This window comes from Arenivirga flava (assembly GCF_030161575.1).
In the GTDB taxonomy this organism is placed as follows: Bacteria; Actinomycetota; Actinomycetes; order Actinomycetales; family Microbacteriaceae; genus Arenivirga; species Arenivirga flava.
The window spans coordinates 756,414-780,518 of the sequence record NZ_BSUL01000001.1 but is presented as its reverse complement, the minus strand read 5'-3'; the positions used below and the strand labels follow the sequence as shown (position 1 = coordinate 780,518).

Sequence of the window (24,105 nt, the reverse complement as noted above, 5' to 3'; positions counted from 1 at the left end):
CGTCGATGACGCTCCGCACCCTCGACACTCTCGGCCCGCTCGCCGGCCGCACCGTCATCGTCCGCTGCGATCTCAACGTCCCGTTGAAGGACGGCGTGATCACGGATGACGGCCGCGTCCGGGCCTCCCTGCCCACCCTGAACCGCCTCATCGACGGCGGTGCCCGAGTGGTCGTGGTCTCGCACCTCGGACGTCCCGACGGCGCCCCGGATGCGCGGTACAGCCTCGCTCCGGTGGCCCAGCGCCTCTCGGAGCTGCTCGGCAAGCCCGTGACCTTCGCCAGCGACACCGTCGGTGCCGCGGCACAGGAGGCGGTCGCCGCGCTCGAGGACGGGGACGTGGCCCTGCTGGAGAACCTGCGCTTCAATGCGGGGGAGACCAGCAAGGACGTCGAGGTGCGGAGCGCCTTCGCGGCGCAGCTCGCCGAGCTGGGGGACGCGCTCGTCTCCGACGGCTTCGGCGTCGTGCACCGCGAGCAGGCGAGCGTCACCGACCTCGCCGCCCTGCTGCCCAGCGCGGCCGGCACGCTGATCGAGGCGGAGCTCGACGTGCTCGATCGCCTCACCTCCTCGCCCGAGAAGCCCTACACCGTGGTGCTCGGCGGCTCGAAGGTCAGCGACAAGCTCGGCGTGATCGACCACCTGCTGCCGCGCGTGAGCACCCTGCTCATCGGCGGCGGCATGCTCTTCACCTTCCTCAAGGCGCAGGGCCACGCGATCGGTTCCAGCCTGCTCGAGGAGGACCAGATCCCCGTCGTGCTCGAGTACCTCGAGCGCGCGAAGGCGCTCGGCGTCGAGATCGTGCTGCCCACCGACGTGGTCATGGCGTCCGGCTTCTCGGCCGATGCGGAGACCGCGGTGCAGCCCGTCGACGCCCTGGAGGACACCTCCTTCGGCGCGAAGGGCCTCGGACTCGACATCGGACCGGCCACGGCGGCGGTCTTCGCGGAGCGCATCCGCTCGTCGAAGACGGTCTTCTGGAACGGCCCCGCCGGCGTCTTCGAGCTCGCGCCCTTCGCGGCCGGCACGAAGGCCGTCGCGCAGGCGCTGACCGAGGTCGACGGGCTGGCCGTCGTCGGCGGCGGCGACTCGGCCGCAGCAGTGCGCGCCCTCGGCTTCGCCGATGAGGCGTTCGGACACATCTCCACGGGTGGCGGCGCCAGCCTGGAGTTCCTCGAGGGCAAGGCCCTCCCCGGACTGGAGGCCCTCGGATGGGAAGCCTGAACCGCACCCCGCTCATCGCCGGCAACTGGAAGCTGAACCTCGACCACCTGCAGTCGATCGCCTTCCTCCAGAAGCTGCACTGGAGCCTCAAGGACGCGTCGCACGACTTCGACGCCGTCGAGGTGGCCGTGTTCCCGCCCTTCACCGACCTGCGCTCGCTGCAGACGCTGGTGACGGCCGACAAGTACGAGATCGCCTACGGCGCGCAGGATCTCTCGCAGCACGACTCCGGCGCCTACACCGGAGAGATCTCCGGCGCGTTCATCGCCAAGCTCGACGCAAGTTACGTGCTCATCGGGCACTCCGAGCGGCGGACCCTGCACGCGGAGACCGACGAGGTCGTGGCGGGCAAGGTCGCGGCCGCGCTGCGCCACGGTCTCGTGCCCGTGCTCTGCGTCGGCGAGACGGCCGCGGACCTCGAGGAGCACGGCCCGAGCGCCGTGCCCGTCGCGCAGCTGCGGGCCGCCCTCGAGGGTGTGGCCGAGGGGGCCGAGATCGTGGTCGCCTACGAGCCCGTCTGGGCCATCGGCTCCGGCCAGGCCGCCACGCCCGAGCAGGCGCAGCAGGTCGCCGCGGCGCTGCGCGCGGAGCTCGCGCAGCTCCTCGGTGAGGATGCGGCCGCCAGTACCCGGGTGCTCTACGGCGGCTCCGTGAAGTCGGGCAACATCGCCGGCTTCATGCGCGAGCCCGACGTCGACGGCGCGCTGGTCGGCGGCGCGAGCCTCGACCTCGACGAGTTCGCCAGCATCGTCCGCTACCAGAAGCACGTCGGGGTCTGATCGCGTGGTCGGCCTCGCGCCGACGCACCAGCCGTGCGCGACGATCACGTCGCGCACGGCCGGTTAGACTGGTCTCCGTCATCCCGCCGAAAGGTCCCCTGTGGAAATCCTCCAAGTCGTCCTGCAGGTGCTGCTCGCCATCACGAGCCTCCTGCTCACCCTGCTGATCCTGCTGCACCGCGGTCGCGGCGGCGGGCTCTCCGACATGTTCGGCGGCGGCGTGACCTCGAATCTGGGCGCCTCGGGCGTGGCGGAGCGCAACCTCAACCGCATCACGGTGATCCTCGGGCTCGTCTGGGTCTCCTGCATCGTCGTGCTCGGTCTCATCACCAAGTTCCAGGGCTGACGCCCGTCTGAACAACATCCGCGGCGCCGGGCTCTCCAGCGCCGCAGGGGAGGAAACAACATCATGGCTTCTGGTGGCAGCGCCATCCGCGGTTCGCGCGTCGGCGCGGGACCCATGGGCGAGCAGGACCACGGCTTCCACGCGGACCGCATCGCGGTGCAGTACTGGGACGCGCTCGGCAACGAGACCGTCCGCTACTTCGCCGCGGGTCTGCCGGAGGAGGAGATCCCGGAGATCATCGACTGCCCGACCTCGGGTCTGCCCGCCGGTCGCGACCAGGCGAACCCGCCGCAGCTCGCCAAGAACGAGCCGTACAAGACCCACCTCGCGTACGTGAAGGAGCGCCGCACGCCCGAGGAGGCGGAGCAGCTCCTCGAGGAGGCGCTGCAGCAGCTCCGCATCCGTCGGGGCACCGCCGTCGCCTCCTGAGGCACGTCAGCACGAAGGGCCCGGACCGTCTCGGTCCGGGCCCTTCGCGCATGCTGTGCGCGCCGAGCCGCTGTATCGGGCGGGTGCGTGCCGAGGAGGAGCGAGGGCAGCGGATGCGTCCCCGACTCGCCGCAACGCAGGAGGGTCCGTGCCGATCGGCACGGACCCTCCTGCGTTGCGGCGGACGACGTCAGCTGTTCTGGTCCACCAGCGCATGGAACTCGTCACCGGGGGCGATGAGCGACTCGGGCACCTCGGCCGCGGCCTCCTGGTCGACGAAGAAGACGGTGCGCTTGCGCCCGAGCACGCCGGCCACGGGCACCTCGTCGACGCTGGCGCCGGCCAGGGCGAGGCCGAGCACGCTGGCCTTGTCACCGCCGGCGAGCGCCATCCACAGGCGCTCGGAGGCGTTGATCACGGGCAGCGTCAGGCTGAGACGCTCCGCGGGCGCCTTCCACGCGCCGCGCACCGCCACGACGGTGCGATCGCGGACGAGCACCTCGTCCTTGCCGGGGAACAGCGAGGCGACGTGGCCGTCGGGGCCGACGCCGAGGAACATGACCTCGAACACCGGGAAGCCCCGCTCGTCCTCGGTCGCGGACGCGAGCTCGTCGGCGTAGGCGGCGGCCGCTGCGTCGAGATCGAGACCGGCGTCGGAGGCGGCGAAGCGATGCACCTTGGCGGGGTCGAGCGCAATGTGCGAGAGCAGGGCGTCGAACGCCTGCTCGTCGTTGCGTTCGGGATCGCCGGCGGGCAGCCAGCGCTCGTCGCCCCACCAGAAGTGCACCCGCGACCAGGCCACCGTGTCCCGCGCCGGCGACGCGTTGATCGCCCCCAGGACCCCGTCACCGATCGTGGTGCCCCCGGTCAGGACGATGTGGATCTCGTCCTTCTCCTCGAGCACGTCGATGATCTTGGTGAGGAAGCGCGCGGCGACGCTCGCGACGAGCGCTTCCCAGTCCGGGTGCACGAGGACACGGCGTTCCTTGGTCATGCCGCCGATCCTCCCACGCTCTCCTGCTCGTCGAGCAGCGCGAGACCGCCCCGCAGCACCTCGCCGTAGAGCTCGTCCGGTGCGATGCGCCGGAGGTCCTCGGCGAGGCAGTCGCGCAGACTGCGGCGGGGGAGGGCGATGTCGTGCGTCGGCTGCTCGGGCTGCACCAGCGTGGCGACGTTGGGCAGCGAGCGCTCGAGGTCGATCTCGCCCGAGGCGCGCTCGAGCACGACGCCGTGGATGCCGCTCGAGCCGGTCGCACGGGTGGTCATCGTCAGCTCGACCGGCACCCGGAGCTGCAGGCGCAGCCACGCCGCGAGCAGCTCCGTGGACGGCGAGTCGCTCGCACCCGACACCCGCACGCGGGTGATGGGTTCGTAGGGCGGCTGGTCGAGCACCGCGGCGAGCTGCGCCCGCCACAGGGTCAGCCGGGTCCACGCGAAGTCCGAGTCGCCGGGCGCATAGCTCGCCGCGCGCTCGCGCAGCGAGGCCGCCGGGTTCGGCTGCGCGGCTGCGTCCGTGATCCGTCGCTGCGCGATGCGGCCGAGCGGGGACTCCGCGGGCACCGCCGGAGCGGTGCCGGGCCACCAGGCGACGACCGGCGCATCCGGCAGCAGCAGACCGGTGACGAGGCTCTCCTCGTCGTCGGCAGCCTCCCCGTAGGCGCGCAGCACGATGACCTCGCTCGCACCGGCGTCGCCGCCGACGCGGATCTGCGCGTCGACGCGGGCCGTCTCACCGGAAGACGTCTCATCCGCGGTGCTGATGACGATGACCCGCATGGGGTGCTCGCGGGAGGCGTCGTTGGCCGCCTCGATCGCCTCCTCCTCGTGGCCGAGCGCGGTCGAGATCACCAGCGTGAGCACGCGGCCGAGGGCGACCGCGCCGCCCTCCTCGCGGATGCTGACGAGCTTCTTGGAGACCTTGCTGATGGTGGTATCGGGCAGGTCGACGATCATGGACGCCTCCAGACGCGGCCGTCGCGGGCCAGTAGGGCATCGGCGGACGCGGGTCCCCAGGTGCCGGGTCGGTACTGCTCGGGCTGACCCTGGGTGGCCCAGAACTCCTCGATCGGGTCGAGGATCTTCCAGCTGAGCTCCACCTCCTCGTGCCGCGGGAACAGCGGGGGCTCGCCGAGCAGCACATCGAGGATGAGCCGCTCGTAGGCCTCGGGGCTCGCCTCGGTGAAGGCGTGACCGTAGCCGAAGTCCATGGTGACGTCGCGCACCTGGAAGTCGGCGCCGGGCACCTTCGAGCCGAAGCGGATGGTGACGCCCTCGTCGGGCTGCACGCGGATCACGAGCGCGTTCTGGCCCAGCGAGGCCGTCTGCGACTCGGGGAACAGGTACTGCGGCGCGCGCTTGAACACGACCGCGATCTCGGTGACGCGTCGACCCAGGCGCTTGCCGGCGCGCAGGTAGAACGGCACGCCGGCCCAGCGGCGCGTGTTGATGTCGAGGCGCATGGCCGCGTACGTCTCGGTGACGGACTCGGGGTTCATGCCGTCCTCGTCGAGGAAGCCGGTCACCTCCTCGCCGCCCTGCCAACCGCCGGCGTACTGGCCGCGTGCGGTCGCCGTCGACAGGTCCTCGGGCAGCCGCACCGCCGAGAGCACCTTCTCCTTCTCGGCCCGCAGATCGGCGGCGTCGAACGAGACGGGCTCCTCCATCGCCGTTAGCGCGAGCAGCTGCAGCAGGTGGTTCTGGATGACGTCGCGCGCAGCGCCGATGCCGTCGTAGTAGCCCGCCCGACCGCCCACGCCGATGTCCTCGGCCATGGTGATCTGCACGTGGTCGACGTGGTTCGCGTTCCAGAGGGGCTCGTACAGCTGGTTCGCGAAGCGGAGCGCCAGGATGTTCTGGACGGTCTCCTTGCCGAGGTAGTGGTCGATGCGGAACACCGAGTCGGGCGGGAACACCGACTCGACCACGGCGTTCAGCTCGCGAGCCGTCTTCAGGTCGCTGCCGAACGGCTTCTCGATCACGACGCGGCGCCACGAGTCTCCGACCTGGTCGGCCAGGCCCGAGCGCTTCAGCTGCTCGGTGACGAGCGGGAACGCCTTGGGCGGGATCGACAGGTAGAACGCGTGGTTGCCCATCGTGCCGCGGGTGCGGTCCAGCTCCTCGACGGTCTCCTTGAGGCGGTCGAACGCCGCGTCGTCGTCGAACTCGCCCTGGACGAAGCGGATGCCCTGCGCGAGCTGCTTCCAGACGTCCTCGTCGAAGGGCGTGCGGGCGTACTGCTTGACCGCCTCGTAGACGACCTTCTCGAAGTCCTGGTCCTCCCAGTCGCGGCGGGCGAAGCCCACGAGCGCGAAGCCGGGCGGCAGGAGGCCGCGGTTGGCCAGGTCGTACACGGCCGGCATCAGCTTCTTGCGCGACAGGTCGCCCGTCACGCCGAAGATGACGAGGCTGCTCGGTCCGGCGATGCGGTTGAGCCGGCGGTCGCTGGGCAGCCGCAGGGGATTGAATTCCGGGGTGATCTCCACCGGTGACATGCGTCTCCTCGGGTCTTACTGGATCGCGGCGGCGAGCGTGGCGAGGGCCGCGCGGGCGTCGCTCACGGTCAGCGTCAGCACCGGACGGCCGAGCTCGGCGAGCACGCTCGCGTCACCCGCGGCCTGGGCCTGGATGAGCTGACCGAAGGTGAAGGGGCGCTCCGGGATGTCGAGGTCCTCGGCCGTGTCGCCGACGATCTGCAGGAACACGCCGACCGGCGCGCCGCCCTTGTGGTACTGACCGGTCGAGTGGAGGAAGCGCGGGCCCCAGCCGAAGGTGACCGGGCGGCCCGTCTTCGCCGCGAGCGCACCGCGGAGCTGCTCGAGCTCCGGGTACGCGATGCGGTCGAGGTAGGCCTGCACGGAGAGGTAGCCGTCCTCGCCGAGCTGCGCGAGCAGTGCCGACACGGCGGCCTCGAGGGTCGTGGCGCCCGCGGCGAAGCCGCCCGTGGCCCGCACGGCGACGCCCGACTCCTCGAAGAGAGGGGCGGCCGGCTCGGGCCGGGCGTCCAGCAGACCGCGCGTGGCGACCTTGGCCGACTCGACGTCGGGCTGGTCGAACGGGTTGATGCCGATGAGCCGGCCCGCGACCACGGTGGCGTACTCCCAGAGCAGGAGCTGCCCGCCCAGGCTGCCGCTGACCTCGACCTCGCCGTCGGCGACCTGCTCGGTCTCCTTGGCGCTGCCGACGACGCGCACGATCTGCACGTCGGGCTGGCCGGCGGTGATCTCCGGGGCGTCCACGTCGAGCACGACCGGGAGGATCCCCTTGCCGAGCTTGCCCGTGGACTCGGCGATGAGCTGCTCGGCCCAGTCCGCGAAGCCGACGATGTGGGTGCCGTCCGCGACGATGCCCACCTTGTCCTTGCCGGTGGCGCCGAGCACGGCGCCCAGCACGAGGCCGGGGTTCTCGGCGCTGTCGACGGCGAGCGAGGCGAGCGCCGCGTCCGCCTCGTCGAGCAGCGCGTCGAGGTCCACTCCGGCGAGCCCCGAAGGCACGAGGCCGAAGGCCGTGAGCGCCGAGTAGCGGCCGCCCACGTTCGGGTCGGCGTTGAAGACGGTGTAGCCGTCCGCGCGAGCGGCGCCGTCGAGCGGGCTGCCCGGGTCGGTGACGATCACGATGCGCGAGGTCGGCTCGATGCCGGCCTCGCGGAAGGCGCGCTCGTAGACGCGCTTCTGGCTGTCGGTCTCGACCGTCGAGCCGGACTTCGAGGAGATGACGACGGCGCTCGTGGCGAGGCGGTCGTTCAGCGCGGTCAGCACCTGCTGCGGGTCGGTCGAGTCGAGCACGGTGAGTTCCACGCCCGCCGTGCGGGTGATCACCTCGGGCGCGAGCGAGGAACCGCCCATGCCGCCGAGCACGATGTGGTCGACGCCGTCGGCCTGCAGCTTCGCGCGCAGCGCGGCGATCTCGGCGACGAGCGGACGGGAGATCGAGACGGCCTCGGTCCAACCGAGGCGCTTGGCCGACTCCTCCTCGGCGTCGGGGCCCCAGAGGGTGGGGTCCTGGGCGGTGATGCGGCTCGCGACGAGGTCGTCGACGAGCTGGGGCACCACGCGGGCGGCGGCTTCGGCCGCCGCCCCCGTGGTCGCTACGACGAGAGTCACTTGGCGGCCTCCAGCGCGGAGGTCACGGTCTCGAGGAGCTCGTTCCAGGAGACGATGAACTTCTCCACGCCCTCCTTCTCGAGCAGCGCGGTGACCTCGGCGACCGAGATGCCCTGCGCCTCGATCGCGTCGATGACCTCCTGCGCGGCGGCGTAGGAGCCCGTCACGCGGTCGCCCTCGATGACGCCGTGGTCGAAGGTCGCCTCGAGCGTCTTCTCCGGCATCGTGTTGACCACGCCCGCGACGGCGAGCTCGGTCACGTAGAGGGTGTCGGGCAGGCTCGGGTCCTTGACGCCGGTCGAGGCCCAGAGCGGACGCTGCGGGTTGGCGCCCGCACCGATCAGCGCGGCGGCCCGCTCCCCGGCGAACTGCTCCTCGTAGAGCTTGTAGGCCAGCTGAGCGTTCGCGACGCCGGCCTTGCTCTTGAGCGCCGCGGCCTCGTCGGTGCCGACCGCGTCGAGGCGCTTGTCGATCTCGCTGTCGACCCGCGACACGAAGAACGAGGCGACCGAGTGGATGGTCGACAGGTCGATGCCGGCGGCCTTCGCCTGCTCCAGGCCGGCGAGGTACGCGTCGATGACGGCCGCGTAGCGCTCGAGCGAGAAGATCAGCGTCACGTTGACGCTGATGCCCGCGGCGATGACGGCGGTGATGGCCTCGAGCCCCTCGACCGTGGCCGGGATCTTGATCATCGCGTTGGGCTGGTCGACCTTGGCCCAGAGGGCCTTCGCCTGCTCGATCGTGCCCTGCGCGTCGTGCGCCAGACCCGGCTCGACCTCGATCGACACGCGGCCGTCGAAGCCCTTCGAGCTCTCGTAGATGTCGCGGAAGACGATGCTCGCGTCGCGGACGTCGTCCGTGGTGATCTCGAAGACCGCCTTCGTCACGTCGACGCCGGCGGCCGCGAGCTCGCGGACCTGCTCGTCGTAGGCCTCGCCCTTCGAGAGGGCGGAGGCGAAGATCGTCGGGTTGGTCGTCACGCCGACGACGTCGCGCTCCGCGATCAGCTGCTGCAGGCCCTCGGACTTGATCCGCTCACGGGAGAGGTCGTCGAGCCAGATGCTGACGCCGACCTCGGAGAGCTGGGCGGTGGGGGTGGTGCTCATGCTGGGTGTTCCCTTCGTGGAGGTCGCGCTCAGAGCGCGGCCAGCGATTCCTTGACGGCGGCGACGGCGTGCTCGGTGGTCATGCCGAACTCGCGGAAGAGCGTCTTGTAGTCGGCGGAGGCGCCGAAGTGGTCGATGGCGACGCTGCGGCCGGCGTCGCCGACGTAGCCGCGCCAGCCGAGCGAGGAACCCGCCTCGATCGAGACGCGGGCCTTCACGGCGGCCGGCAGCACCGACTCGCGGTACTCCGCGGTCTGCTCCTCGAACCACTCGAGGCTGGGCGCGGAGACCACGCGGACGTTGATGCCCTCGGCCTTCAGCACCTCGCGCGTCTCGACGGCGATCTGCACCTCTGAACCGGTTGCGATCACGATGACGTCCGGGGTGCCGTTCGGCGCCTCGGCGAGCACGTAGGCGCCCTTCGAGACGTTGCTGGCGGACGCGAAGGTGTCGCCCGAGGCCTCGCCGGTGCCGCGCTCGAAGACGGGCAGGTTCTGACGGCTCAGCGCGATGCCGGCCGGGCCCTCCCGACGCTCGAGGATGGTCTTCCACGCGTAGGCGACCTCGTTGGCGTCGGCCGGGCGCACGATGTCGAGGCCAGGGATGGCGCGGAGCGCCCAGAGCTGCTCGATCGGCTGGTGCGTGGGGCCGTCCTCGCCGAGCGCGACGGAGTCGTGCGTCCAGACGTAGATCGTCGGCGACTTCTGCAGCGCGGCGAGACGCACCGCCGGGCGCATGTAGTCGCTGAAGATGAGGAAGGTGCCGCCGAACGGGCGGGTGTTGCCGTGCAGGGTGATGCCGTTGAGGATCGAGCCCATCGCGTGCTCGCGGATGCCGAAGTGCAGCACGCGGCCGTACGGGTTGCCCTGGCCCCACTCCTCAGTCTCCACGCCCGCGGGCACGAACGAGCCGCCGCCCTTGATGGTGGTGAGGTTCGACTCGGCGAGGTCGGCGCTGCCGCCCCAGAGCTCGGGGACGACGCCGGCCAGGGCGTTGATGACCTGGCCGGAGGCTGCGCGGGTCGAGACCTCCTTGCCCGGCTCGAAGACCGGCAGGGCCTCCTCGACGCCCTCGGGCAGCTCGCCCGACAGGACGCGGTCGAGCAGCTGCTTGCGCCCGGGGTTCGCCGCCGCCCAGGCGTCGAAGGCCTCGCGCCACTCGGCGTGCTGCGCCTGGCCGCGTGCGATCGCGCCGCGGGTGTGCTCGAGCACGTCCGGGTCGACCTCGAAGGTCTTCTCGGGGTCGAAGCCCAGGATCTGCTTGGTGGCGGCGAGCTCCTCGGCGCCGAGCGCCGAGCCGTGGATCTTGCCGGTGTTCTGCTTCTTGGGCGCGGGCCAGCCGATGATCGTCTTGACGACGATGAGCGACGGCTTGCCGGTCTCGGCCTTGGCGGCCTCGATGGCGGCGTAGACGGCCTCGATGTCCTCGTGGTACTCGGCGCCGGCCTTCCAGTCGACGACCTGCACGTGCCAGCCGTAGGACTCGTAGCGCGCCACGACGTCCTCGGTGAACGCGATGTTGGTGTCGTCCTCGATCGAGATCTGGTTCGAGTCGTAGAACGCGATGAGGTTGCCGAGCTGCTGGTGGCCCGCGAGCGAGCCGGCCTCGGAGGTGACGCCCTCCTGCAGGTCGCCGTCGCCGGCGATCACGTAGGTGTAGTGGTCGAAGACGCTCTCGCCGGCCGGGGTCTCCGGGTCGAAGAGGCCGCGCTCGAAGCGCTGGGCGTAGGCGAAGCCGACGGCCGAGGCCAGGCCCTGGCCGAGCGGGCCGGTGGTGATCTCGACGCCGTCGGTGTGGCCGTACTCGGGGTGGCCGGGGGTCTTCGAGCCCCAGGTGCGCAGCGCCTGCAGGTCCTCGATCTCGAGGCCGTAGCCGGCGAGGTAGAACTGCACGTACTGCAGGATCGACGCGTGACCCGCCGAGAGGATGAAGCGGTCGCGACCGATCCAGGTGTTCTCGCTCGGGTCCCGGCGCATCACCTTCTGGAAGAGGAGGTACGCGAGCGGGGCGAGGCTCATCGCCGTGCCCGGGTGGCCGTTGCCCACCTTCTCGACCGCGTCCGCGGCGAGGATGCGGGCCGTGTTCACGGCCTTGTTGTCAATGGGATCCCACTGCAGAGCTGCCACTGGATTGCTGACCCTTCTTGGTGTTGACCGGGCATGGCCCGACGGACCAGCCCTTGGGGCTTGCCGGGACGTCCGCGTCGCGCCAGGGCGCCACCGTCGAACTCGGAGGTTGAGGGGTGTGGAGGGCACCGCAGAAGGCGGGCAAGCATCGTCCAGCATAGCCACATCCGGCGCTCGCGGACGCATTCGGAAGCCCCGTCCAGACAGCGATTCCTTCGACATCACGTAGACTCTCCGCAGCCTCGCCGCGTCCGGCGCCGCGCTTCCCCGATCCTCCTGAGGAGTCATGGACGTCACCGTCGCCCCGCAGCTCGACCGCTCGCCGATCGGGTTCCGCCGTAAGGCCAGGGCCTACCTCGCGCTGACCAAGCCGCGCGTCGTGGAGCTGCTGCTGGTGACCACGGCGCCGGTCATGATCCTGGCCCAGGGCGGTATCCCGGACCTCTTCCTCGTCTTCGCCACACTGCTCGGCGGCGCGATGGCCGCGGGGAGCGCCGGCGCGTTCAACTGCTACATCGACCGCGACATCGACCGCCTCATGAAGCGCACGTCGAACCGTCCGCTCGTCACCGGCGAGCTCAGCGACCGCGAGGCCGTGGTGTTCGCGTGGGCGCTCGGCTTGGCCTCGATCGCCTGGCTCTGGTTCACCACCAACTGGCTGGCGTCGGCGCTCGCGCTCGCCGCCATCCTCACCTACGTCGTCTTCTACACGATCGTGCTCAAGCGCCGTACCGAGCAGAACATCGTCTGGGGCGGCATCGCCGGCTGCTTCCCGGTGGTCATCGGCTGGTCCGCCGTCACGGAGTCGTTGTCGTGGGAGGCGTTCATCCTCTTCCTGGTGGTCTTCCTCTGGACGCCGCCGCACTACTGGCCCCTGTCGATGAAGTACGAGGACGACTACGCCGCCGCCGGCGTGCCGATGCTCGCCGTGGTGCGCCAGCGGTCCGAGGTCGGCCTGCAGGTCATCCTCTACGCGTGGGCGACCGTCGCGTGCTCGCTGCTGCTGATCCCGATCGCCCCGATGGGCGTCGTGTACTCCGTGGTCGCCGTAGCGGCGGGCGCCTGGTTCCTCTGGGAGTCGCACCGCCTCTACGCGCACGCCATCCGCGAGGGCGAGGTGCGCCCGATGCGCGTGTTCCACTCGTCGATCACCTACCTGACGCTCGTCTTTGTCGCCGTCGGCGTCGACCCGCTGCTGCCCTTCTAAGCCCTCCGCAGAACCCTCGACCGGAAGGGGTTCGCAGGCTCTGATCGGATCTCGTCGGCGCCCGCTACGGTCGCCGCACGGGTCCACGGTGCACTGTCGGCGAGCCTCGGCAGAGGAGGACCTGGCGGGTAGCGTCCTGAGCGCTCTGCAGGCGCCGGGCTCAGACCGCCAGCGACTCCTGCTCGGCGGTCGCGGACCGCGCGACGCGCACCCGCTTCAGCCGCAGCACCACGACCACCATGAGCGCCGCCGTGACGGCGGCGAGCACCATGTGCACGCCGACCGCGAGCTCAGGCAGCCCGTTGCGGGCCTGGTAGAGGCCGACGCCGATCTGCACGAGCTCGACCAGCAGCAGCGCCGTGATCCAGCGGCGCACGGGCAGCGCGCCGCGCCAGGCCGCGATCGTCAGCGCCACCGTGAGCGCGAGCAGCGCGTAGCCCGGCCACGCGTGCACGTGCTCGAGCAGCTGCGCATCGAAGCCGTTGCGCACCGAGGCTGCGTCGCCCGAATGCGGTCCCGCACCGGTGGTCAGCACGCCGAAGACGATCGTCACGGCGAGCACCAGCGTGGTGACGTGCGTGAGGATCGCGAACGCCTTGGGCACCGCCCGCTCGCGCGGGCCGGCCGGTTCGACGCGACGTGCGAGGAATGCGGCGCAGACGGCTACCAGGATGACCGAGGCGACGTAGTGGAAGCCGACGATGAAGGGGTTGAGCCCGGTGAGCACGGTCACGCCGCCGACGAGCGCCTGCGCGACGACGCCGCCCAGCACGATCGCGGCGAGCACGAAGAGGTCGCGCCGCTCCCTGCGGATCCGCAGCACGAGCAGCAGCACGACCACGGCGAGGATGCCGACGAGACCGGTGAGCGTGCGGTTGCCGAACTCGATGACGCCGTGGATGCCCATCTCGGGCGTGTTGACGATGGACTCGGCGGTGCAGGTCGGCCACGTCGGGCAGCCGAGCCCGGAGCCGGTGAGACGGACGGCGCCGCCGGTGGCGATGATGAGCAGCTCGGCCGCGGCGGAGAGCCACGCGAAGAGCCCGATGCGCCGGTCCATAGCATGGCTCGGCAACCACGCCCAGAGCGTGCGGACGAGGCTCGTCGGGCGAGTGCCGGTGGCGGGGGACTGGCTCACGGGGGTCCTTCTCTCACTGCTGTCCCGCGCGACACGGCGGGGCGGCCTGTATTTCTGGGCGGCTCTCTCGTACGATTGACAGGTTCAGGAGCACAGCCCTGGCCGGAGAGTCGATGCGGACGATCGGGCGCGGTCTTCCGCGATCCCGTCCACCCGCCGATTGTAGGCGGGCGATCCGAGCGTCCCATGCGCGAACCCGGCCACCTGCACGCGTACAGCTGCGTCGGGGAGAGTGCTGCGCGAGGGAATGCCGACCGACCGACCCGGGTTGGCACCGGCGAGAGAAGAGGTAGCAATGTCTGATGTGCTCATCGACCGACCCGAGCTCGAGAGCCTCGGCCAGTACGAGTTCGGCTGGGCCGACTCCGACGTCGCGGGCGCCTCGGCGCGCCGCGGCATCTCGCCGCAGGTGGTCGCCGACATCTCGCAGCTGAAGAACGAGCCCGAGTGGATGCTCCAGCAGCGTCTCAAGGGCCACAAGCTCTTCGAGCGCAAGCCCATGCCGAAGTGGGGCGCGGATCTCAGCGGCATCGACTTCGACAACATCAAGTACTTCGTGCGCTCGACGGAGAAGCAGGCCCAGACCTGGGAGGACCTGCCCGAGGACATCAAGAACACGTACGAGAAGCTCGGCATCCCGGAGGCGGAGCGCCAGCGCCTCGTCGCCGGCGTCGCTGCGCAGTACGAGTCCGAGGTCGTCTACCACCAGATCCGCGAGGACCTGGAGGAGCAGGGCGTGATCTTCATGGACACCGACACGGCGCTGCGCGAGCACCCCGAGTTCTTCGAGGAGTACTTCGGCACCGTCATCCCCGCCGGCGACAACAAGTTCGCCGCGCTCAACACCGCCGTGTGGTCGGGCGGCTCCTTCGTCTACGTGCCGAAGGGCGTGCACGTCGAGATCCCGCTGCAGGCCTACTTCCGCATCAACACGGAGAACATGGGCCAGTTCGAGCGGACGCTCATCATCGCCGACGAGGGCAGCTACGTGCACTACATCGAGGGCTGCACCGCTCCGATCTACAAGTCGGACTCGCTGCACTCGGCCGTCGTCGAGATCATCGTCAAGAAGAACGCCCGCGTGCGCTACACGACGATCCAGAACTGGTCGAACAACGTCTACAACCTCGTCACCAAGCGCGCCGTCGCCCACGAGGGCGCCACCATGGAGTGGATCGACGGGAACATCGGCTCGAAGGTGACGATGAAGTACCCGTCGATCTTCCTCGTCGGCGAGCACGCCAAGGGCGAGACCCTCTCGGTCGCCTTCGCCGGCCCGGGGCAGCACCAGGACGCCGGCGCGAAGATGATCCACATGGCGCCGTTCACGCAGTCGTCGATCGTCTCGAAGTCGATCGCCCGCGGCGGCGGCCGCGCCGGCTACCGCGGCGAGGTGCGGGTGGATGCAAACGCGCACCACTCCGCGAACACCGTGCGCTGCGACGCCCTCCTGGTCGACACGATCTCGCGGTCGGACACCTACCCGGCCATCGACATCCGCGTCGACGACGTGCAGCTGGGCCACGAGGCCACGGTCTCGAAGGTCAGCGAGGAGCAGCTGTTCTACCTCATGTCCCGCGGCATGGAGGAGGACGAGGCCATGGCGATGATCGTCCGCGGCTTCATCGAGCCGATCGCCCGGGAGCTGCCGATGGAGTACGCACTCGAACTCAACAAGCTCATCGAGATGGGCATGGAAGGATCCGTGGGCTAAGGATGACCAGCACCACCTCCACCCTCGAGCCCGGTCAGCACAGGATCAAGGCCCACTCCGACGGCGCCTTCGTGCCCGTGCAGACCCGCTCCGAGCGCTTCGCCTCGACCGAGGTCGCCGACTTCGAGGCCGTCACCGGCGCCGAGGCCGTCTGGAAGCTCACGCCCGTCCGCAAGCTGAGCGCCCTGCTCGACGGCCCGCTCGACGGCTCCGCGCATCCGCTCGACGCCCGGACCGGCGACGGTGTGACGATCGAGTGGGTCGGCCGCGACGACGCCCGCATCGGCTCCGCCGGTGTGCCCGAGGACCGGGGCTCCGCCAACGCCTGGAGCGGTTTCGAGCAGGCCCTCGCGATCACCGTCGCGGGCGAGGGCCGCGAGGCGACGGTCGTGCGTTCCGAGCTCGGCACCGCCGCGCGCGCGGCGCACACGGTGATCACGGCCGCGCCGCAGAGCACCGGCATCGTCATCCTCGAGAACCGCGGTTCGGCCGTGCTCGCCGAGAACGTCGAGATCGTGGTCGGCGACGGCGCGCAGCTGACCGTCGTCTCCGTGCAGGACTGGGCGGACGACGCCCTGCACCTGGCGAGCCACTTCGCGCAGATCGGCCGCGACGCCAAGCTCAAGCACGTCGTGGTCAGCTTCGGCGGCGAGGTCGTGCGGGTGAACCCGTCCGGCCACCTCACCTCGGAGGGCGGCGACGTCGAGTTGCTCGGCCTGTACTTCTCCGACGCCGGCCAGCACCTCGAGCAGCAGGTCTACGTCGACCACGACGCTCCGCACACCCGCAGCCGCGTCAATTACAAGGGTGCGCTGCAGGGCGAGGGCGCGCGGTCCGTGTGGATCGGCGACGTGCTCATCCGCCAGTCCGCGACCGGCACCGACAGCTACGAGCAGAACCGCAACCTCGTGCTCAGCGACGGCACCCGTGCCGACTCGATCCCGAACCTGGAGATCGAGACCGGCGACATCGCGGGCGCCGGCCACGCGAGTGCGACCGGTCGTTTCGACGACGAGCAGCTCTTCTACCTGCAGGCGCGCGGCATCAGCGAGGAGGAGGCGCGGCGGCTCGTCGTCAAGGGCTTCCTCGCCGAGATCGTGCAGCAGATCGGCGCGCCCGAGCTCGAGGAGCGCCTGCTGGGCGCGATCGAGGCGGAGCTCGCCGCCGCGCAGGGCGCCTGAGCGTGGAGCAGCGGGTCTGCAGCTCCGACGAGCTGCCCGCCAACCAGGCGGTGCGCGTGGTGCTCGACGGCGTGCCCATCGCCGTCGTCAAGGACTCGGCCGGCGACATCCACGCGATCGGCGACACCTGCACGCACGGCGAGATCTCCCTCGCGGAGGGCTTCGTGGAGGAGGACGGGCTGGAGTGCTGGGCGCACGGCTCGAAGTTCTCGCTGACGACCGGCGTGCCGCAGAACCTGCCGGCCTACGAGCCCGTGCCCGTCTTCGCCGTGCAGCTGCGCGACGGCGATGTCTACATCGATCCCACGGTGACCGTCGAGGTCGCCTCCTAAGACTCCGGGCGCGAGCCCGACCCGAACGGAAGAGAGAGCATGTCCACCCTCGAGATCAAGGACCTGCACGTCAGCGTCGAGACCGACCAGGGCACCAAGCAGATCCTGCGCGGCGTCGACCTGACGATCAACCAGGGCGAGACCCACGCGATCATGGGCCCCAACGGCTCGGGCAAGTCGACCCTCGCGTACACGATCGCCGGCCACCCCAAGTACACCGTCGAGAGCGGCTCGATCCTGCTCGACGGCGAGGAGGTCACCGACATGAGCGTGGACGAGCGCGCCCGCGCCGGCCTCTTCCTCGCGATGCAGTACCCCGTCGAGATCCCGGGCGTCACCGTGCAGAACTTCCTGCGCACCGCCAAGACGGCCATCGACGGCGAGGCGCCCGCCATCCGCTCCTGGATCAAGGACGTCCGCTCCTCGATGGAGCAGCTGCGCATGGACCCCGCCTTCGCGGAGCGCAACGTCAACGAGGGCTTCTCGGGTGGCGAGAAGAAGCGCCACGAGATCCTGCAGCTCGAGCTGCTGAAGCCGAAGTTCGCGGTGCTCGACGAGACCGACTCGGGCCTCGACGTCGACGCGCTGAAGATCGTGTCCGAGGGCGTCAACCGCGTGAAGCAGGACACCGGCCTCGGCCTGCTGCTCATCACGCACTACACCCGCATCCTGCGCTACATCCGCCCGGACTTCGTGCACGTGTTCGTGGCCGGCAAGGTGGCGGAGCAGGGCGGCCCCGAGCTGGCCGACCGGCTCGAGGACGAGGGCTACGACCGCTTCCTCGGTGCCTCGGCGTAGGCTGACCCGATGGTCTCCGCGCTGGCACCCGAGCTCTTCGACAAGGTCGAGGAGGCGCTCAAGGACGTCGTCGACCCCGAGCTCGGGGTCAACATCGTCGACCTCGGCCTGATCTACGACCTGGCCTGGGACGACGAGCACGACGCGCTCATCATCAGCATGACGCTGACCTCGGCGGGGTGCCCCCTCACCGACGTGATCGAGGAGGACACCTCCCGATCGCTCGACGGCATCGTCGACGCCTTCCGCATCAACTGGGTGTGGATGCCGCCGTGGGGTCCCGAGCGGATCACGGACGACGGGCGCGACATGATGCGCGCCCTCGGCTTCGCCCTCTGACACCGCCCACCGCCCGTCGCAGGCCCCGCCCGCGGCGGGCGGTGCTGCGCGCCGGCAAGACCCCGCGACGTAGACTGGCTCCTCACCCCCACCCCCTCGACGCGGCGCCCACGAGGCCGCCGCAGAACTGGATGCACTGTGCTCTCCGTCAAGGACCTCGAGATCCGCGTGGGCGCCCGCCTGCTCATGGAGGGCGTCACATTCCGCATCGACAAGGGCGACAAGGTGGGACTGGTCGGCCGCAACGGCGCCGGCAAGACGACGATGACCAAGACGCTGGCGGGGGAGACGCAGCCGAACGCCGGCACGATCGACCGCGTCGGCGAGGTGGGCTACCTGCCGCAGGATCCGCGCACCGGCGACCCGGAGATGCTCGCGCGCACCCGCATCCTCGATGCTCGCGGACTGGGCCAGATCGTCATCGACATCCGGGAGGCCACCGAGGCGATGTCGAGCGACGACCCCGTCGTCGCCGAGAAGGCGATGAACCGCTACTCGCGGCTCGTCGACCGCTTCGACGCGCTGGGCGGCTACGCGGCCGAGGCCGAGGCGGCATCGATCGCCAGCAACCTGAACCTGCCCGACCGCATCCTCGATCAGCAGCTGAAGACCCTCTCCGGCGGTCAGCGGCGACGCATCGAGCTGGCGCGCATCCTCTTCTCCGACGCGGAGACGATGATCCTCGACGAGCCGACCAACCACCTCGACGCCGACTCCGTGGTCTGGCTGCGCGAGTTCCTCAAGGGCTACTCCGGCGGCTTCATCGTGATCAGCCACGACACCGAGCTCGTGGAGGAGGCCGTCAACAAGGTCTTCTACCTCGACGCGAACCGGCAGGTCGTCGACGTCTACAACATGGGCTGGAAGCACTACCTGCGCCAGCGCGCAGCGGATGAGGAGCGCCGCCGCAAGGAGCGCGCGAACGTCGAGAAGAAGGCCGCCACGCTCAAGGACCAGGCCGCGCGCTTCGGCGCGAAGGCCTCGAAGGCCGCCGCTGCCCACCAGATGGTCGCGCGCGCCGAGAAGATGCTCTCCGGGCTGGAGGAGGTGCGCGCGGTCGACAAGGTCGCGAAGCTGCGCTTCCCCGACCCCGTCGCCTGCGGGCGCACGCCGCTCAGCGCCTCGGGGCTCAGCAAGAGCTACGGCTCGCTCGAGATCTTCAGCGCGGTCGACCTCGCGATCGACCGCGGCTCCAAGGTCGTCATCATCGGCTTCAACGGAGCGGGCAAGACCACGATGCTGCGCATCCTCGCCCAGGTCGACCAGCCCGACACCGGCGTCATCGAGGCCGGGCACGGCCTGCGCATCGGGTACTACGCCCAGGAGCACGAGACCATCGACGTCAAACGCAGCGTGCTCGAGAACATGATCTCGGCCTCGCCGAACCTGAACGACACCGAGGCGCGCAAGACGCTCGGTTCCTTCCTGTTCACCGGCGACGACGTGCACAAGCCCGCCGGCGTGCTCTCCGGCGGCGAGAAGACCCGTCTGGCGCTCGCGATGATCGTCGTCTCCGGCGCCAACGTGCTGCTGCTCGACGAGCCCACCAACAACCTCGACCCGGCGAGCCGCGAGGAGATCCTGGGCGCCCTGGCCGGCTACACCGGCGCGGTCGTGCTCGTGAGCCACGACCCGGGTGCGGTCGAGGCGCTGAACCCGGAGCGCGTGCTGATCCTGCCCGACGGCGTCGAGGACCACTGGAACAAGGAGTACGCGGACCTCATCGAGCTCGCGTAGGCGCTCGCGGCGCCCGTCAGCGTCCGACCGCGTCCAGCAGCGCGTCCTCCGACTCGGCGTCGCTGGGCCGGCGCGACGCCGCCTTGCGGCGACGGGCCTCCGCGCGCATCCGCTCGTCGGGATCGTCGGCGTTCACACGACGCCATTCCTGCCGCAGCAGGTAGCCGTAGCCGATGAAGGCGAGCGTCGCGAACACGAACCACTGCAGGGCGTACGACAGGTGCGGACCCTCGTCGAGCACGGGCCGGGCGGCGAGCTCGGCGGTCTCGGCCGGTGCGGGCCGTTCGGCCACCACCTGGCCGTAGGCACCCGTGTGCACGTCGCCGCCGAGGCGGTCGGCGATGCCGTCGAGGCGGATGGTCGCGATCTGGTTGGTGCCCTCCGGATCGGTGCGCCCGGCGATCTGCGGCTCGGACGGCTTCAGACGGGCCACGACGGCGACCTCGCCCGCCGGGGGCGCCGGCACCTCCGCGGCCGCGTTCAGCCCGGCGGACGGGACCCAGCCGCGGTTGACGATGAACACCGAACCGTCCTGCAGGCGCAGCGGCGTGAGCACCTCGAAGCCCACCCGGCCCGCACGGGGGCGGTTGCGCACGAGCATCTCGTCCTCGACGAGGTACTCGCCCTCGGCGATGACGGGGGTCCACTCCTGCTGCTCGTCCCATGCGTCGACGGCGGCCAGCTCCTGCGACAGCGGCACGGGCTCGCGGTCGTAGTTGGCCTCGACCTTGGCGATCTCCGCCTGCGCCTCGGCGCGGCGGGCGAACTGCCAGGTGCCGAGCGCGCAGCAGACGATCGCGACGAGCACGGTGAGACCGAGCCAGCCGAGCCACTGCCGCGAGCGGGCGAGCTGCCAGACGGTCACTCGGCCGCCTCCGCATCCGGCAGGCGCTCGAGCACGACCCCGAAGGGCGTGATCGCGACGGGGAAGCCCCGCGTCTCGACGAAGTCGTAGAGGTGGTCGCGGTGCTCGTCGCAGGCGAGCCAGACCTTCACCCGGTCGGCGTCGTGGATGCGCGGATTGCGCCAGTTGACCGCCCACGCCGCCTCCTCGCGGCAGCCCGCGCGCGAGCACTGCGGGCCGGACGGGTTCGCTCCGAAACCGATCACCGCGGGCCCTCCGGGCGGTAGACCTGGATGGCCGAGGGCCGTTCCACGCTCACGCCGCTGCGCACGCTGGTCGTGGCGATCACGACCGCGACGTAGGGCAGCACGACCGCGCCGATGGCCGGCACCAGCAGCCACCAGCCGGTCACGAAGAAGCAGGCGAAGATGCAGATCATGCGAGCGCCCATGGCGACGCAGTACTTGATCATGCGCAGACGGCGGTCGTCGGTGGGCGACGACGGCAGTCTCGTGATGGCGTGATGCTTGGACATGGGGCTCGATCCGGGGAGTGGCGCGGCGTTCGGCCGTGCATCCCAGGGTACGCCTCTCCTGCTGGATAGAGTGGTGCGCGGCCCGCTCGGCGGCGGGCGACCGCGTTCGAAGAGAGGCCCGCAGCATGAGCACCCCCGTACCGTCCTCGTCACCGGCGGCAACCGCGGCATCGGCTTCGCGATCGCCGAGTCGTTCCTGGCGCAGGGGCATCGCGTCGCGGTCACGGCACGCAGCGGCGAGGGCCCGGAGGGCTCGCTCACGGTGCGCGCCGACATCACCGACGCAGCCTCGATCGACGCGGCCTTCACGCAGGTGGAGGCGGAGCTCGGCCCGGTCGAGGTCGTCGTCGCCAACGCGGGCATCACGAAGGACACACTGCTCATGCGCATGAGCGAGGAGGACTTCACCTCGGTCGTCGACACGAACCTCACCGGTGCGTTCCGTGTCGTCAAGCGGGCGTCGAAGGGCATGCTCAAGGCGCGCTTTGGACGCGTCGTCCTCGTCTCCAGCGTCGTCGGGCTCTACGGCTCCGCGGGGCAGACCAACTACTCCTCGTCGAAGGCCGGCCTCGTCGGCTTCGCCCGCTCGCTCACCCGCGAGCTGGGCGGCCGAGGCATCACGGCGAACGTCGTCGCCCCGGGCTTCATCGAGACCGAGATGACCGCCTCGCTGCCCGCTGAGCAGAAGGCCCAGTACCTCGCAGCGATCCCCGCGGCGCGCTACGCCTCCGCCTCGGAGGTCGCCGACGTCATCCGCTGGGTCGCCTCGGACGAGGCCGGTTACATCTCCGGTGCGGTCATCCCGGTCGACGGCGGCCTGGGGATGGGCCACTAACGCTTCCGGTCGACCCGCTCCCGCCGATAGCGTCGTCGCTATGGCGAACACGAACGAGTCCCTGGCCGCGAACGTCCCGAACTGGGGCGTCAAGACCGCCTACGGCGAGGCCCGCACCGTCGACGGCGTGGAGATCGTGCCCGTCGCCGCGGTCGGCTTCGGCTTCGGCGAGGGCGGCGACGAGAACGGCACCGGCAGCGGCGGCGGCGGCTGGTCCGTGCCGCTCGGCGCCTACGTCGGCGGCGCCGACGGGCTCAAGTTCCGCCCGAACCTCATCGCGCTGCTGGCCGTCTCGATCCCCGTGATCTGCGTGGGCGGGCACGCCCTCGCCAAGGTCGTGAAGGCCCTCAAGCGCTGAGCCGCGCGCTGCTCAGCCGCGCAGGCCGAGCAGCGGCAGCACCTGCGAGAGGTCGCGCCGGTCGATCACGAGGTCGGCCTCGGCGCGCACCTTCGGCTTGGCGTCGAACGCGATGCCCAGTCCCGCGACGCCCATCATGCCGAGGTCGTTCGCGCCGTCGCCGATCGCGACCGTGCGCCGCATCGGCACGCCGAGCTCGTCGGCCCACCCGCGCAGTGCCACGGCCTTGGCCGCGGCGTCGATGATCGGGCCGTCGACCTCCCCGGTGAGCCGGCCGTCGACCGCTGCGAAGCGGTTCGCCCGCCAGCGGTCGAGGCCGAGCCGCGGCGCCAGTCCGTCGAGGATCTCGTGGAAGCCGCCGGATACGGCGCAGACGGCGCCGCCGGCCGCGTGCACGCCGGCGATCAGCGCATCCGCTCCGTTCGTGGGATGCACGCGGGCGGCCGCCCGTCCGATCGCCGCGACCTCGAGCCCGGCGAGCGCCCGCACGCGGTGCCGCAGGCTGTCGGCGAAGTCGATCTCGCCGCGCATGGCGCGCTCCGTGACCTCGGTCACCTCGGCCTCGCGACCGGCCTCGGCGGCGATGAGCTCGATGACCTCCTCGTCGATGAGCGTGGAGTCGACGTCGAGCACGACGAGGAGGGAGGTCATGGTGCGCGGAGTGCCTTCGAGTGCGGAGGGAGGAGGGCGCAGCCCTCCGGCGTTCAGTCGACGCGAGCGTCCTTGCCGACCACCGTGATGCCGGAGTCGGTCACGGTGAAGCCGCGCGCACGGTCGGCCGCGTGATCGACGCCCACGGTAGCACCGGGCGCCACGACGACGTTCTTGTCGAGGATGGCGCGGCGCACCACCGCTCCAGCTCCGATCGACGCGCGCTCGAAGACGATGGAGTCGACCACCTTGGCGCCCGAGTCGACGGAGACCCACGGGCTCAGCACGCTGCGCTCGAGGTGCGCTCCCGCGATGATGCAGCCGAGGCTCACGATCGAGTCGATGGCCGTGCCGATGCCTCCGTCGGCGTCGCGCACGAACTTCGCCGGCGGCGAGTTGCGCTGCTGCGTGAAGATCGGCCAGTCCTCGTTGTAGAGGTTGAAGATCGGCAGTGCGGCGACGAGGTCCTGGTGGGCGTCGAAGAACGAGTCGATGGTGCCCACGTCGCGCCAGTAGTACCGGTCGCGCTCGGTGGCGCCCGGCACCTCGTTGCGGTTGAGGTCGTACACGGCGGCCTGATCGCGATCGACGAACCAGGGCACGATGCTGCCGCCCATGTCGTGCACGCTGGTCGGGTCGTCGCCGTCGCGCTGCACGGCGTCCATGAGCACCTTGGCGTCGAAGACGTAGTTGCCCATCGAGGCCAGGACCTCGCCGGGGGAGTCCGCGAGACCGACCGGGTTCTTCGGCTTCTCGAGGAAGGCCTTGATGCGGTCCGGGCGCTCGGGGTCGGTGTCGATGACCCCGAACTGGTCGGCGAGACCGATGGGCTGGCGGATGGCCGCGACCGTCACACCGGCGCCGGAGGCCTCGTGCGCTTCGATCATCTGGCTGAAGTCCATGCGGTACACGTGGTCGGCGCCGACCACGACGACGATGTCGGGCTGCTCGTCGCGCAGCAGGTTGAGGCTCTGCAGGATGGCGTCGGCCGAGCCGGAGAACCAGCGCTTGCCGAGCCGCTGCTGCGCGGGCACCGAGGCGATGTAGGAGCCGAGCATGTTGTCGAGGCGCCAGGTCTGCGAGACGTGGCGGTCGAGGCTGTGCGACTTGTACTGGGTCAGCACCACGAGCTGGGTGAGCCCGGAGTTCACGAGATTCGACAGGGCGAAGTCGATGAGCCGGTAACCTCCGCCGAACGGCACCGCCGGCTTGGCGCGGTCCTCCGTCAGCGGCATGAGCCGCTTGCCCTCGCCACCGGCCAGGACGATGCCGAAAATCTTCTTCGCTGCAGCCATGCTGCTCAGCGTAGGGGTACGGAACTGGGCACC

General features: G+C 70.6%; 25 protein-coding genes. 13 read left to right on the top strand and 12 right to left on the bottom strand.

Annotated elements, in window-relative coordinates; translation table 11 throughout:
- The first annotated feature begins 5 nt into the window (after positions 1–5).
- From QQK26_RS03860 to QQK26_RS03845, 4 genes are all read left to right on the top strand, one after another.
- Positions 6–1,223, top strand: coding sequence for a phosphoglycerate kinase (locus QQK26_RS03860; RefSeq protein ID WP_284230242.1), 1,218 nt, complete (start codon positions 6–8; stop codon positions 1,221–1,223).
- Positions 1,211–2,002: a triose-phosphate isomerase gene (gene tpiA / locus QQK26_RS03855; RefSeq protein ID WP_284230241.1), complete on the top strand. Its 792-nt coding sequence runs from the start codon at positions 1,211–1,213 to the stop codon at positions 2,000–2,002. The genes QQK26_RS03860 and tpiA overlap by 13 nt, the downstream gene beginning before the upstream one ends.
- A 100-nt stretch (positions 2,003–2,102) precedes the next feature.
- A complete protein-coding gene (gene secG / locus QQK26_RS03850) occupies positions 2,103–2,348 on the top strand; it encodes a preprotein translocase subunit SecG (protein WP_284230240.1) in 246 nt (81 codons plus the stop codon).
- A 63-nt stretch (positions 2,349–2,411) separates the two neighbouring features.
- The gene (locus QQK26_RS03845; RefSeq protein ID WP_284230239.1) at positions 2,412–2,777 is read left to right on the top strand and encodes an RNA polymerase-binding protein RbpA; all 366 of its coding nucleotides are present in this window, start codon (positions 2,412–2,414) and stop codon (positions 2,775–2,777) included.
- A 190-nt stretch (positions 2,778–2,967) separates the two neighbouring features.
- Here QQK26_RS03845 and pgl read toward each other — a convergent pair whose 3' ends face one another.
- Genes pgl through tkt form a run of 6 tightly spaced genes read right to left on the bottom strand, consistent with a single transcriptional unit; the run spans position 2,968 to position 11,108 of the window.
- Entirely contained in the window at positions 2,968–3,771 is an 804-nt protein-coding gene (gene pgl / locus QQK26_RS03840; protein WP_284230238.1) for a 6-phosphogluconolactonase, read from the bottom strand.
- Entirely contained in the window at positions 3,768–4,730 is a 963-nt protein-coding gene (locus tag QQK26_RS03835; RefSeq protein WP_284230234.1) for a glucose-6-phosphate dehydrogenase assembly protein OpcA, read from the bottom strand. The genes pgl and QQK26_RS03835 overlap by 4 nt, the downstream gene beginning before the upstream one ends.
- Positions 4,727–6,268: a glucose-6-phosphate dehydrogenase gene (gene zwf / locus QQK26_RS03830; protein ID WP_284230231.1), complete on the bottom strand. Its 1,542-nt coding sequence runs from the start codon at positions 6,266–6,268 to the stop codon at positions 4,727–4,729. Before zwf ends, QQK26_RS03835 begins: the two co-directional genes overlap by 4 nt.
- Before the next feature lie 15 nt (positions 6,269–6,283).
- Positions 6,284–7,876 (bottom strand): glucose-6-phosphate isomerase, encoded by a 1,593-nt coding sequence (locus QQK26_RS03825; protein WP_284230229.1) that lies wholly within the window; start codon positions 7,874–7,876, stop codon positions 6,284–6,286.
- Entirely contained in the window at positions 7,873–8,982 is a 1,110-nt protein-coding gene (gene tal, locus QQK26_RS03820; protein ID WP_284230227.1) for a transaldolase, read from the bottom strand. Before tal ends, QQK26_RS03825 begins: the two co-directional genes overlap by 4 nt.
- Before the next feature lie 29 nt (positions 8,983–9,011).
- Positions 9,012–11,108, bottom strand: a complete 2,097-nt coding sequence (gene tkt, locus QQK26_RS03815; protein WP_284230225.1) for a transketolase — start codon at positions 11,106–11,108, stop codon at positions 9,012–9,014.
- Between the two features lie 286 nt (positions 11,109–11,394).
- On the opposite strand from tkt, the gene QQK26_RS03810 reads away from it, so the two are divergent.
- Positions 11,395–12,315, top strand: coding sequence for a heme o synthase (locus tag QQK26_RS03810; protein WP_284230223.1), 921 nt, complete (start codon positions 11,395–11,397; stop codon positions 12,313–12,315).
- 160 nt (positions 12,316–12,475) lie between these two features.
- Here QQK26_RS03810 and QQK26_RS03805 read toward each other — a convergent pair whose 3' ends face one another.
- Positions 12,476–13,375: a COX15/CtaA family protein gene (locus QQK26_RS03805; protein WP_284234429.1), complete on the bottom strand. Its 900-nt coding sequence runs from the start codon at positions 13,373–13,375 to the stop codon at positions 12,476–12,478.
- A gap of 373 nt (positions 13,376–13,748) precedes the next feature.
- Between QQK26_RS03805 and sufB the strand changes: the two genes are divergently transcribed.
- From sufB to QQK26_RS03775, 6 genes are all read left to right on the top strand, one after another.
- The gene (gene sufB / locus QQK26_RS03800) at positions 13,749–15,167 is read left to right on the top strand and encodes a Fe-S cluster assembly protein SufB (RefSeq protein WP_284230221.1); all 1,419 of its coding nucleotides are present in this window, start codon (positions 13,749–13,751) and stop codon (positions 15,165–15,167) included.
- A 2-nt stretch (positions 15,168–15,169) separates the two neighbouring features.
- A complete protein-coding gene (gene sufD, locus QQK26_RS03795) occupies positions 15,170–16,348 on the top strand; it encodes a Fe-S cluster assembly protein SufD (RefSeq protein ID WP_284230219.1) in 1,179 nt (392 codons plus the stop codon).
- A gap of 2 nt (positions 16,349–16,350) precedes the next feature.
- Entirely contained in the window at positions 16,351–16,680 is a 330-nt protein-coding gene (locus QQK26_RS03790) for a non-heme iron oxygenase ferredoxin subunit (protein ID WP_284230215.1), read from the top strand.
- Positions 16,681–16,719: 39 nt separating this feature from the next.
- Complete coding sequence (gene sufC / locus QQK26_RS03785) at positions 16,720–17,478, top strand: Fe-S cluster assembly ATPase SufC (protein ID WP_284230213.1); 759 nt, start codon at positions 16,720–16,722, stop codon at positions 17,476–17,478.
- Positions 17,479–17,487: 9 nt separating this feature from the next.
- Positions 17,488–17,817 carry a metal-sulfur cluster assembly factor gene (locus QQK26_RS03780; protein ID WP_284230211.1) on the top strand — a complete coding sequence of 110 codons (330 nt, stop codon included), beginning with the start codon at positions 17,488–17,490 and terminating at the stop codon, positions 17,815–17,817.
- Between the two features lie 138 nt (positions 17,818–17,955).
- Complete coding sequence (locus QQK26_RS03775; protein ID WP_284230209.1) at positions 17,956–19,554, top strand: ABC-F family ATP-binding cassette domain-containing protein; 1,599 nt, start codon at positions 17,956–17,958, stop codon at positions 19,552–19,554.
- Between the two features lie 16 nt (positions 19,555–19,570).
- Here the strand turns inward: QQK26_RS03775 and QQK26_RS03770 are convergent, their stop codons facing one another.
- The 3 genes from QQK26_RS03770 to QQK26_RS03760 are packed head-to-tail and all read right to left on the bottom strand — an operon-like array spanning position 19,571 to position 20,933.
- Positions 19,571–20,419, bottom strand: coding sequence for an SURF1 family cytochrome oxidase biogenesis protein (locus QQK26_RS03770; RefSeq protein WP_284230207.1), 849 nt, complete (start codon positions 20,417–20,419; stop codon positions 19,571–19,573).
- Positions 20,416–20,664 carry a hypothetical protein gene (locus QQK26_RS03765; RefSeq protein WP_284230205.1) on the bottom strand — a complete coding sequence of 83 codons (249 nt, stop codon included), beginning with the start codon at positions 20,662–20,664 and terminating at the stop codon, positions 20,416–20,418. Before QQK26_RS03765 ends, QQK26_RS03770 begins: the two co-directional genes overlap by 4 nt.
- Positions 20,661–20,933, bottom strand: a complete 273-nt coding sequence (locus QQK26_RS03760; protein WP_284230203.1) for a DUF3099 domain-containing protein — start codon at positions 20,931–20,933, stop codon at positions 20,661–20,663. The genes QQK26_RS03765 and QQK26_RS03760 overlap by 4 nt, the downstream gene beginning before the upstream one ends.
- A gap of 73 nt (positions 20,934–21,006) precedes the next feature.
- Between QQK26_RS03760 and fabG the strand changes: the two genes are divergently transcribed.
- The gene (fabG, locus tag QQK26_RS03755; RefSeq protein ID WP_284230201.1) at positions 21,007–21,768 is read left to right on the top strand and encodes a 3-oxoacyl-ACP reductase FabG; all 762 of its coding nucleotides are present in this window, start codon (positions 21,007–21,009) and stop codon (positions 21,766–21,768) included.
- Positions 21,769–21,808: 40 nt separating this feature from the next.
- Positions 21,809–22,126 carry a hypothetical protein gene (locus QQK26_RS03750; RefSeq protein ID WP_284230198.1) on the top strand — a complete coding sequence of 106 codons (318 nt, stop codon included), beginning with the start codon at positions 21,809–21,811 and terminating at the stop codon, positions 22,124–22,126.
- 12 nt (positions 22,127–22,138) lie between these two features.
- On the opposite strand, the gene serB is transcribed toward QQK26_RS03750, so the two are convergent.
- Together serB and QQK26_RS03740 are read right to left on the bottom strand one after the other, a co-directional pair.
- Positions 22,139–22,777, bottom strand: a complete 639-nt coding sequence (gene serB / locus QQK26_RS03745; protein ID WP_284230196.1) for a phosphoserine phosphatase SerB — start codon at positions 22,775–22,777, stop codon at positions 22,139–22,141.
- Positions 22,778–22,830: 53 nt separating this feature from the next.
- Entirely contained in the window at positions 22,831–24,072 is a 1,242-nt protein-coding gene (locus tag QQK26_RS03740) for a glucose-1-phosphate adenylyltransferase (RefSeq protein ID WP_284230195.1), read from the bottom strand.
- Positions 24,073–24,105 lie beyond the last annotated feature (33 nt).

Coding starts and splice junctions, on each gene's coding strand:
- QQK26_RS03860 (WP_284230242.1), top strand. CDS start 6: ATGACGCTCCGCACCCTCGACACTCTCGGCCCGCTCGCCGGCCGCACC.
- tpiA (WP_284230241.1), top strand. CDS start 1,211: ATGGGAAGCCTGAACCGCACCCCGCTCATCGCCGGCAACTGGAAGCTG.
- QQK26_RS03845 (WP_284230239.1), top strand. CDS start 2,412: ATGGCTTCTGGTGGCAGCGCCATCCGCGGTTCGCGCGTCGGCGCGGGA.
- pgl (WP_284230238.1), bottom strand. CDS start 3,771: ATGACCAAGGAACGCCGTGTCCTCGTGCACCCGGACTGGGAAGCGCTC.
- QQK26_RS03835 (WP_284230234.1), bottom strand. CDS start 4,730: ATGATCGTCGACCTGCCCGATACCACCATCAGCAAGGTCTCCAAGAAG.
- zwf (WP_284230231.1), bottom strand. CDS start 6,268: ATGTCACCGGTGGAGATCACCCCGGAATTCAATCCCCTGCGGCTGCCC.
- tal (WP_284230227.1), bottom strand. CDS start 8,982: ATGAGCACCACCCCCACCGCCCAGCTCTCCGAGGTCGGCGTCAGCATC.
- QQK26_RS03810 (WP_284230223.1), top strand. CDS start 11,395: ATGGACGTCACCGTCGCCCCGCAGCTCGACCGCTCGCCGATCGGGTTC.
- QQK26_RS03805 (WP_284234429.1), bottom strand. CDS start 13,375: ATGGACCGGCGCATCGGGCTCTTCGCGTGGCTCTCCGCCGCGGCCGAG.
- sufB (WP_284230221.1), top strand. CDS start 13,749: ATGTCTGATGTGCTCATCGACCGACCCGAGCTCGAGAGCCTCGGCCAG.
- sufD (WP_284230219.1), top strand. CDS start 15,170: ATGACCAGCACCACCTCCACCCTCGAGCCCGGTCAGCACAGGATCAAG.
- sufC (WP_284230213.1), top strand. CDS start 16,720: ATGTCCACCCTCGAGATCAAGGACCTGCACGTCAGCGTCGAGACCGAC.
- QQK26_RS03780 (WP_284230211.1), top strand. CDS start 17,488: ATGGTCTCCGCGCTGGCACCCGAGCTCTTCGACAAGGTCGAGGAGGCG.
- QQK26_RS03760 (WP_284230203.1), bottom strand. CDS start 20,933: ATGTCCAAGCATCACGCCATCACGAGACTGCCGTCGTCGCCCACCGAC.
- QQK26_RS03750 (WP_284230198.1), top strand. CDS start 21,809: ATGGCGAACACGAACGAGTCCCTGGCCGCGAACGTCCCGAACTGGGGC.
- serB (WP_284230196.1), bottom strand. CDS start 22,777: ATGACCTCCCTCCTCGTCGTGCTCGACGTCGACTCCACGCTCATCGAC.
- QQK26_RS03740 (WP_284230195.1), bottom strand. CDS start 24,072: ATGGCTGCAGCGAAGAAGATTTTCGGCATCGTCCTGGCCGGTGGCGAG.